Origin of the sequence: Sulfuricurvum sp. (genome assembly GCF_019163035.1) — a bacterium.
Lineage (GTDB): Bacteria > Campylobacterota > Campylobacteria > Campylobacterales > Sulfurimonadaceae > Sulfuricurvum.
On sequence record NZ_JAFLKV010000091.1, the window covers coordinates 3,897 to 11,122 of the forward strand.

Sequence of the window (7,226 nt, forward strand, 5' to 3'; positions counted from 1 at the left end):
GCACCCTTCATCTCACGGCGCAGTTCGGTATAGTCTTCGTTTTTAAGGGCGGTTTTAAGGGCTTGAAGCTCTGTCTCGAAAAATTCAACGGCTTCGAGGACATTATCACGGTTTTGGCGGAAAATATCTTCCCACATTGCCGGTGAACTTTTCGCCAAACGGCTCATGGAGCGAAATCCCCCTGCGGCGAGGGTGAGGATATTTTCTTTCTCTTCTTGGGCTAACACGGTATTGGCGAGGGCATACGAGATAACGTGGGGCATGTGGCTGATAAAGGCGGCATGGCGATCATGTTGCGCCGCACCCATACGACGTATCTGCATCCCGATAGCTTGAAAAATACGCAATGCTATATCGCGTTGTACATCGCCGCTGTGTTCCAAATCACACAATACGACCACTTTTTCAGCATAGAGACCCTCTAAGGCTGCACTTGGACCAAACTGCTCTGTCCCCGTCATCGGGTGGGCGGCGACTACATTGGCTCGGATACTGCTCGGGATAGCATCGACAATGAGGGCTTTCGTACTCCCCAAATCGATCATAGTCTTATCGGTTCCCAGCAAGTCGGTCGATTTTTGCAAAAATTCGATCACCCCATTCACAGGAACCGCCAAAAAGATAACGTCGCAATTGGCTTTAAGCTCTTCAAAGCTCATGAAAGATTCAACTAATCCCCGTTGCAGAGCGACCATTTGGTGATCTGGATTATGATCGCATCCGATAATGGAGGAGATAAAAGAGAGGTGTTTAAGGGCAAGTGCCATCGAACCTCCCATTAATCCTAACCCTACAATACCGATTTTCATAACTGCCCTTTGTGTATAATAGTGCTATTTTAGCCCTTTTAAGTTTAATTTACGCTCCTATTAATCGATACAGTGATAGAATGGGAGACTATTTTAATGCAACGGAAACTTTGGCTTGAAAACAATTACCCTCTCTTTGATAGTCGCAAGTGCACTCGTGCACGCATCTGCGCAAAACGTCCAATCGATTCAGTATGATGGCATGGTCCATATTTCCGAGGCTGTGGCTAAGCGGCTTAATGAGGTCAAAGTCGGTCTCCCCCTAGACGCGAATGCGGTAGATAAAACGGTCAAGAACTTTTTTGATCAAGGGTACTTTGAAGATGTATGGGCAGAAGAGAATGAGGGAAAAGTAACATTTCACTTCAAAGAGAAGCCGATTATCTCCAAAATCGAACTCAAAGGGTACAAAGAGAACGATGAAGAGGCCAAAAAAGCACTTTTGCAAATTGATAAAGGTGCCCTTTACGATGAAAAAAGACTCGAAAGTGCTAAAAAACGGATTGTTGATGCATTGAGTCAGGATGGTAAAATCGATTCGGTCGTTGAAATCGATACCGAAAAACTCGATAATGGGAGTATGCACGTTACTTTTATCGTCAATGAGGGGCAAGAGATTATTATCAAAAAGCTTACCTATGCAGGTGTTTTGACCCAAGATAGTGATGATTTTGATAGCATGATTGCCAACAAAGAGAAAGATTTTATGGGATGGATGTGGGGACGTAATGACGGTAAGATGAAAGTTGCCGAATTGCAGTACGATCCACTCCGTATCCGCGATTTTTATATGCAGCGCGGTTATCTCGACGCTAAAATCGATGAGCCGTTTGTAGCGGTCGATTTTGATCATTACGAAGCGCAGATGAGTTATAACGTTTTTGAGGGGGATGTTTACCGCGTATCCGATATTTTAGTCTTTCAAGATACCAAGGTGATTGAGGATAAAGAGCTTCTGGATGTTATTGCGTTAGAAAAAAATAAGCCGTTTAATATCAAAACGTTCCGAGACGATGCGGATCGTATTAAAACGAAAATTGCCGATTTGGGATACGCCTACGTACAGGTACAGCCCGATTTGAAAAAAGACAAAGAGGGAAAAAGTGTTGATGTCGTTTATCGTATAAATCCGGGCAAAAAAGTTCACATCCGTAACGTCATTGTCTCCGGTAATAACCGCACACTGGATCGTGTCGTACGTCGTGAACTGTTCTTGGCTCCGGGGGATTTGTATAGTCTCACTAACCTCAAAGATTCTCGTAACGCGTTAGGGCGAACCGGATATTTCGAGAGCAATACCATTGAAGAGAAGCGGATCGATGATGAGTCTATGGACATTATCGTCCAAGCCAAAGAGGCACCGACAGGGAATATCCAACTCGGTGGTGGATATGGAAGTTTCGGGGGAATTTTGGTGAGTGTTGCGGTAAGTGATCGCAATATTTTCGGATCAGGGATCAATGTCGGTCTTAATCTTGAAAAATCTCAGCGTACCAGCAACTACTCCTTTAATATCTCTAATCCACGTCTTAATGATAGTGATTTCAGCGGTAACTTCTCGGTGTTCAACAGTTCAACCGAATACGACAGCTATACCACCGAATCAAAAGGGATAAGTGTTGGTACGGGGCATCGATTTAATCGTTTTGTGAGCGGTTATGTAGGGTACAACTACTCTCAAAATAAATACAGTGATGTAAATACGACGTTAGTAAATTCTTATCTTTATGAAAGTTATGCCAAAAGTTCGGTAGTTGTTTCGGCGACGTATGATAATACCGATGACTATTATGTTCCACGAGAGGGGATTAGTGCCTCTCAAAGCATTGAAATGGCAGGAGTTGGAGGAGATGCTGATTTTTGGAAAAGCCGTACGACATTCGGAATCTATCAGGGACTTCAAAAATGGACCGATTTTGACTTGATCCTCCGTTACAAAGCCCGCTTTAATTATGCTACTGAGAGCGGCTATTTGCCATTAGGTGAAAAATTCTATATGGGGGGGATCGGTTCGGTTCGTGGATATCAGTCCTATTCATTGTCGCCAAATAGCGGGATCGATTCTGATAGTAACGGAAAATTAGATTTGATCGGCGGAACTCAAACGTTTTCTAATAGCCTTGAATTTAGCGTCCCTCTTGTCCCTGAAGCGAAAATGCGGGCAACAGCATTTGTCGATTATGGTATGATCGGTGAGAAGAGCATGAGTGAGATAAAACGGGGCGGTTATGGGGTATCTTTGGAGTGGTTTAGTCCTGTTGGACCTCTACAGCTTGTATTTGCTAACCCGATTAGTGATAAACCGGGCGATGATATCGCTCATTTCGAATTTACAATCGGACAACGATTTTAATAAGTCGTTTGCCCTGAGTTCACGTGCCTTATGGGTGAGTTGAAGCGTGAACATTCATGGTTCGACAAGCTCACCACGAACGGGATAATTCCCATACTCCTCTTTTAAGCAAACACCACCGTTAGATTTTTAGGTAGAACGATATTTTTGAGCTGTTCACTTGCGAGATAAAGGTGCTCACCACTGACGGTTAATGTCCCATTATCGAATGTAAACGATAACTCGGAAGCATTGATGCGGGATGCCAATAAAATATGAGAGAGCCATAATATCATACTCAGTACATCGAGGGTAGCTTCATCCGGTAAAAGTGACCCATAGGACTCTTTTGGGACAAGGTCTGAAGCAGTATTCCCTTTTTTAAACAGCAGCAAATGGGAAATCAAAGCGATCTGCTGATGGCTCAGCGCATAATCTAAGGCGCTCATCGCCAAATAGTGACTGTGGCGTTGATACGCGTAATAGCGTATACCGACACCGATAGAGAGAAGTTTTGCCGCTATCGTCAGTTCCGGTTTATACGTGGGGTCAATTTTCAGAGGCTCACAGAGTAATTCAAACAGTCGTTTGGAGAGGTGGGAACATTGAAGTGCATGATCACTGTGATGTGCATACGTATCGAGCAGATATCGGACGCTTGGGTTGTAGTTGGCGGGAAAACGATCTCCTGCGTTACGGAGAAGATCGCTCAAATATACCCCCTCACGTACCCCAACACCACTACAGAGAAGCGTTTTGGTATTCAAATGGCGAATAATCCTCTCTAAAATAAGAGAACCCGGTTTTATGGTATCAAAACGATCAGGCTTAATATAAAGGGAGCGAAGTTTTTTAGGAGTGGCTTCGAGTAGTTGTGTGCTAAAGCGCAAAAATGAGTTCGTATCAGTTGTGTAGGCATGAAGTTTTTTGAGGGGATAATCCTCTTTTTTCATCAGCGCACGAGTAATAGCACGAAAAGTTCCGCCGATACCGATCAGTGTATTCGCTTCAAAATCAGGGAGTTTTTTGAGGGCATTATCGATATAGGCTATAGCACCGTTAATATCATCGGTATCAAAAAATAGCTCTTTAATCCGCACTGTTCCGATGTTAAGGGAGAAAAGCTGTTCTACCTTACCGCTGCGAAGGAGGGTAAATTCACTCGATCCTCCCCCGACATCGACGGTTATCGCTTCCTCTATCGGAGGGAGTAGATTAGCACACGCCATTCCCCCATAATAGGCCTCTTTTTCTCCGCTGATTACTTTAATGGCAAGGTTATGTTCACGTTGAATACGGGAGAGAAAAAGGGAAGCGTTGGGGGCATCTCGAAGTGCTGAAGTGGCAACACAGAGAATTTTTCGGGCGCCGAAAGAAGCGGCAATCGATAAAAATTCCCCGATTGCACGAGCCGTACGCTCCATCGCTTCACTTTGGAGATGACCGCCATTTTTATAAGCATTTTCGCTTAAACGGACGGAACTTTTAGCTTCATGCAGGATATGAAAAGCAAAACGGCTGGTTTTTTGAAAGACCGCCAAACGCATCGAATTGCTTCCGATGTCGATAACGGCGGTACATTTTGCCATTTACTCCTCTTCCTCTTGCAATTGTTTATGCTTATAGAGGAGTTCTTGCATCGTTTCAACGTTGTCTTTATCGGGGATAATACAATCGACAGGACAGACAGCAATACAAGCGGGCTCATCGTAGGTTCCTACACATTCGGTACAACGGTCTGGATCGATGATATAAATCGGATCGCCCTCTTCAATTGCATCCATCGGGCACTCTTCACGGCATGCGTCACATGCAATACATTCATCGACTATTAGTAATGGCATAGGGAAACCTCGGTTATTTTATTGGTTATTGCGCGATTTATAGCGAAAGGAACCTTTGAGGAGTTTTAAACTCCTCAAACTTTATCGTAGTGGAAGGATACAACACAGTTTAGAGGGAAGAACAAGACGGGCACAGGTACCGTCAATTCCATCTTCTCGATTGGTAAGGGTAATCGTCGCACCAATCGCTTCAGCAGCACTTTTGGCTAAAAAGAGGCCTAATCCCACTCCAGATTTATTTCCTTGGCGTTTAAAGGGTGCAAATAGATCGATACTTTCATCGATACCACAACCCTCATCGATCACCTCGATCACAATCCCTACCCCGTTGAGATGGCTTTTAAAGAGTATCGTTTTACCCTCGGGTGTAAATTTGAGAGCATTTTGTAAAAAGTTTTGCAAAATTTGATTTAGGAGGGTCACTTGTAGCATAGCACTGAACGCATCAGGTTCAAATCGGGTAACAAGGGTTTTGTTTTCGCTGTTAGCCAACAGTTTAAAATCTCCTTCCCATTTTTTGAGGATCTGGATGATATCGATTTGAGTCGGAATCTCAAGCTGTGCCCCTTCCTGCCGCCCGATGTTGAGGATATCGGCTACAATTTTATTCATCTCATCAACGCTTTGGTTAGTGATACGGATCGCTTCGATGTACTCTTCAGGGGAACGTTTTTTGATGAGGGTGACTTGGTTTTTGAGTTTGATGACTGCTAGAGGGGTTTTAAGCTCATGCGCGGCACCTATAAAGAGCTCTTTTTGGTATTTAACAAAGTTTTGGATACGGGCAATGAGGCGATTAAGTGTTTCTCCTAGCGGTTCAAACTCATCGGGGAGCTGTTCGACCTTGATTGGGCGTATCAGATGTTCATTCATGTTGGCTAAACGGCGAGAGAGGGCGCTGATCGGGGCTATGAGCATTTTTGAAAAAGCGATAGCGTAGAGGATAATAACAACAAATCCTACGGCATTAATGATAAAAATAGAGTTCAAAATTTTTGCCAGTAATCTTTTTGTCGCGGTAACGTCACGGCTTACTTTCAAATACGATGAGTGCTCAAAATCAAAAGGGTAGATGAGAGTAAGGGTACTGGTTTTATCTTTGTGTGTGGTCTCGTAAAAATCGAGATGTTCTTCATTGGTGGTAAGCGTTATCAGCTCGACACTAAGCCCCATCATCGCGTCCGCGTTATTTTGTTGAGTTGATAAAAGAGATTTATACGAGGAGATATTTTCAGCATAACCGATTAGTTCAGCTTGTTTTTCATCGTAAATGGATTGCTTGATAAAGAGATATAAAAAGGAGGAGAAAAGGATCACCAATGCCGCCGAAGCGACAATGAGTTGAAAGAGAAAACGCCGTCTTATGCTTCTTTTGGAAAACAAACTTAACCTCATTCTAATTTTAATAATTGTATCGTTTTTTAGTATTATACAAGAGTTTTTCTACAGATGTGCCCTATCTTCCCACATATACCCCTCTTGCCGATAAGTTTGAATAAAGTTTTCTTTGAGTTTTTTACGCAAACGGGAGATGTGGGAACGGATGGTTGCAGATTCACCGAAAGGGTTATTCCAGAGGGCTAAAGAGATTTGTTCTTCGGTGATGAATTTATTTCTATTGAGCATAAATAAAGCCAGAAGAGTTTTTTCTTTTTTAGTAAAAGCTTGTATTAGTCCTTTATAATACAATGAAGAGGTGTCTGTATCATAAGCATAGTTTTGGCTCAAAGAAATTAAAGAGCTTTTGATCGGAAAAATGTTTTTATTGAATTGTCTGATTTTTAATTCCAGTTCTTTAAACTCAAACGGTTTTTTTATATAATCACTGCACCCTAGCTCTAATGCTGTTTCTATTACATTTAAATCGTGAGTAGTGCTTAAAAGAATGATAGGGTTTTGAGGAAAAATCTTGACAATACCTTTGATACAATCGGTTGATATATCATTGGAAGCATTCAAATCAAGTAAAAACAGATCATAGGGACCTGATCGAATCATTTCTAAAAAATCTACTCTACCGTCAAAGTGATTTACATCATGCCCTAGCGTTGTAAGAAAATTAGTGATGGAAAGAGCAAGAGAGTATGTATTTTCTAAAAGTAAGATTCGCATGGGTTCTCCTTGCTGTAGTATGAAGTCATATCAGGTACTCACGAGTGAGTACCTGAAAAGGATAGATAAAAAGTTTAGAAGTTTTCCCAAACATCATCGTCATGGCTTTTAGCCGATGATTTGCTCGGA

Annotated in this window: 6 protein-coding genes; 1 reads left to right on the forward strand and 5 read right to left on the reverse strand. The window is 42.5% G+C overall.

All coding sequences use genetic code 11. The annotated features are described in order from the left end of the window. Positions 1 to 809 (reverse strand): prephenate dehydrogenase (locus tag JZU62_RS06735; RefSeq protein WP_295013165.1); only part of this gene is annotated, 809 nt, incomplete at its 3' end. Between the two features lie 115 nt (positions 810 to 924). Here JZU62_RS06735 and bamA point away from each other — a divergent pair. Beyond that, positions 925 to 3,162, forward strand: coding sequence for an outer membrane protein assembly factor BamA (bamA, locus tag JZU62_RS06740; RefSeq protein ID WP_295013167.1), 2,238 nt, complete (start codon positions 925 to 927; stop codon positions 3,160 to 3,162). Positions 3,163 to 3,266: 104 nt separating this feature from the next. On the opposite strand, the gene JZU62_RS06745 is transcribed toward bamA, so the two are convergent. The 4 genes from JZU62_RS06745 to JZU62_RS06760 form a co-directional block, all read right to left on the reverse strand. Then, on the reverse strand, positions 3,267 to 4,730 hold the full coding sequence (locus JZU62_RS06745; RefSeq protein WP_295013169.1) for a Ppx/GppA phosphatase family protein: 1,464 nt from the start codon (positions 4,728 to 4,730) through the stop codon (positions 3,267 to 3,269). Next, positions 4,731 to 4,985, reverse strand: coding sequence for a YfhL family 4Fe-4S dicluster ferredoxin (locus tag JZU62_RS06750; RefSeq protein ID WP_295013171.1), 255 nt, complete (start codon positions 4,983 to 4,985; stop codon positions 4,731 to 4,733). It lies immediately after the preceding gene. An 81-nt stretch (positions 4,986 to 5,066) separates the two neighbouring features. Further along, positions 5,067 to 6,368, reverse strand: coding sequence for a HAMP domain-containing sensor histidine kinase (locus JZU62_RS06755; protein ID WP_295013173.1), 1,302 nt, complete (start codon positions 6,366 to 6,368; stop codon positions 5,067 to 5,069). A gap of 60 nt (positions 6,369 to 6,428) precedes the next feature. Then, positions 6,429 to 7,097 carry a response regulator transcription factor gene (locus JZU62_RS06760; RefSeq protein ID WP_295013175.1) on the reverse strand — a complete coding sequence of 223 codons (669 nt, stop codon included), beginning with the start codon at positions 7,095 to 7,097 and terminating at the stop codon, positions 6,429 to 6,431. Positions 7,098 to 7,226: the final 129 nt, after the last annotated feature.